Origin of the sequence: uncultured Fibrobacter sp. (assembly GCF_937877005.1) — a bacterium.
GTDB lineage: Bacteria > Fibrobacterota > Fibrobacteria > Fibrobacterales > Fibrobacteraceae > Fibrobacter.
The window spans coordinates 1-1,924 of sequence record NZ_CALEFV010000333.1 but is presented as its reverse complement, the minus strand read 5'-3'; the positions used below and the strand labels follow the sequence as shown (position 1 = coordinate 1,924).

2 protein-coding genes and 3 tRNA genes are annotated in these 1,924 nt (G+C 46.9%); 1 reads left to right on the top strand and 4 read right to left on the bottom strand.

Annotated features, from left to right (window positions below):
• Positions 1-77 precede the first annotated feature (77 nt).
• The 4 genes from Q0628_RS14695 to Q0628_RS14680 all read right to left on the bottom strand — a co-directional run bounded on the left by Q0628_RS14695 (position 78) and on the right by Q0628_RS14680 (position 1,533).
• Positions 78-149: transfer RNA gene (locus Q0628_RS14695), tRNA-Thr, on the bottom strand.
• A gap of 46 nt (positions 150-195) precedes the next feature.
• Positions 196-278, bottom strand: a tRNA-Tyr gene (locus Q0628_RS14690).
• A 10-nt stretch (positions 279-288) separates the two neighbouring features.
• Positions 289-361, bottom strand: a tRNA-Thr gene (locus Q0628_RS14685).
• A 233-nt stretch (positions 362-594) separates the two neighbouring features.
• A complete protein-coding gene (locus Q0628_RS14680; RefSeq protein ID WP_298772256.1) occupies positions 595-1,533 on the bottom strand; it encodes a hypothetical protein in 939 nt (312 codons plus the stop codon).
• Positions 1,534-1,621: 88 nt separating this feature from the next.
• Between Q0628_RS14680 and Q0628_RS14675 the strand changes: the two genes are divergently transcribed.
• Positions 1,622-1,924 (top strand): thioesterase family protein (locus Q0628_RS14675; RefSeq protein WP_298772254.1); only part of this gene is annotated, 303 nt, incomplete at its 3' end.

Genomic DNA, 1,924 nt, shown 5'->3' with positions numbered 1-1,924 from the left:
CGATGGTGCCGATGTTGCAGTGCGGCTTGCTTCTGTCAAAATGTTCTTTTGCCATGATTCTATCTCCATTTAGTGAGAGCCCAGATCGGGAGTCGGACCCGAGACCTCTTCCTTACCAAGGAAGTGCTCTACCACTGAGCTACCTGGGCATTTTGCCCACTGGCGCGCTCTCTCGCACCAGTGGGCGTTTTGTCGTGGGCCGTCGTGGTTTCGAACCACGGTAGGCGTAAGCCAACGGATTTACAGTCCGTCCCCTTTAACCACTCGGGCAACGACCCATTATGTCTAAGCCAAAGATAGGAATCGAACCTACGACCGGCTGATTACAAATCAGCTGCTCTACCAGCTGAGCTACTTTGGCACACCCTAGTTTCATTACTGAACATAGGAGTGAGCCAAATTTAATAAGTTTTATTGGGTTTTGTCAACGAAAATCGTCAAAAAAAGCAAAAATTTTTCATTTTTTTCAAGAAATCTGTCTACATACTAGATAAAAGAGTGTGAATAGATTGTGAATAGTTTTGAAAAGCCAAAAAAAGAACCCCTTTTCACCGAGAAAAGGGGCTAAATTATTCAACAGCAACTAGTTATAGATTAGTCATTAAACCACAAGTCTTCCATACTGAGCGAACCGTCCAAAAGACCCGGGCAAACTTCCTTTTTATAGACTACGGCCATGTCTTCGAGGGTCAAAATCTGACCTTCCTGCATTTCGGGAGCCAAGTAAGATATGGTCGAGCCTTCGCAATATACGCCAGAAATATCGGATTCTTGACGATAAGCGTTGCAAATCATCGCAAGCGTATCCGCCGGAACTCCGGCATAGGACTCTGCGACCCTAAACGCCCCCATAGGCTCACCATTAATACTATAATGGGTAACTTCCATGGCCATCGACCTCGTCGAATAGTCGACATTCATGTGAAGGGCATCGTCAGTAAGATTCACATCGCAGAGCAGGGCCGGCTCGGCAGGTTCAGCATCGCCATTATTCCAACTTCCCGGGAACTCCGACATAATCTCTTTATAGGTATCATAGAAATCGTCGCACTGGTTTTTGAACTTAGACACCATTGTACCAAGGACCAGCGATGTCGAGGACGAATTCACAGATTCCATTTCCATCTTGCCACTTACATGGGAATGGGAACACGACACCTTCATGCCTTCGTTGTTCTCCTTAAGGGAAGAGCAGGCTTCGGTCGCTTCATCCTGGAATATGCCCGACAACACCATATCGATATAAAATGTGGTAGGGTCACCCACATCGAAATCGTACACCGCATTCATCGTGGATTGGTAGGCCATCGCGTTGAAATTCATTTCGAGCGTTACGTGATTGTTCTGGGAATATACCGTGCAATCAAACTTGGCGCTCGTGCCTTTACCTAAATGGCGTTCATACAAGGCATCTCCGAAGCTATCGGGACGCACCCATTCCGAAGATGACTCGTCTGTCGAACATGCCGCAAACACAAAGGGCAAAAACACCACGCCTGTTTTGAAAAAGCTCGTTATAGATAACGATTTCATTAATCCTCCTCAATATTATACTCTACAATATAGTCTTTTTTTCGGCATTGGCAACAAGTTAATTTGACGAGTTTTATATATTTTGGGCATGGAAATTTGCACCTACAAGCACACCGCCCATATTGAAGTCCGCTACGCGGAAACCGACCAGATGGGAATTGTCCACCACTCCGTTTACGCCGTGTGGTTCGAACAGGCCCGTACCGAATATTTCCGCACCGCGGGCGCAAGCTACGCCGACATGGAAGCCGAAGGTTTCGGAGCCCCCGTCCTTGAGCTCAATGTCAAGTTCAAGCAACCCACCCGCTACGGCGATTTCGTAGATGTCGAAACCTCGATGATTCGCGAAGGCCTCAAGGTTCGCTTTGAATACAAAGTATTTGTAAACGGC

Bases quoted from the DNA above. Each gene is read 5' to 3' on its own strand.
- Q0628_RS14680 (WP_298772256.1), bottom strand. From the start codon at position 1,533: ATGAAATCGTTATCTATAACGAGCTTTTTCAAAACAGGCGTGGTGTTT.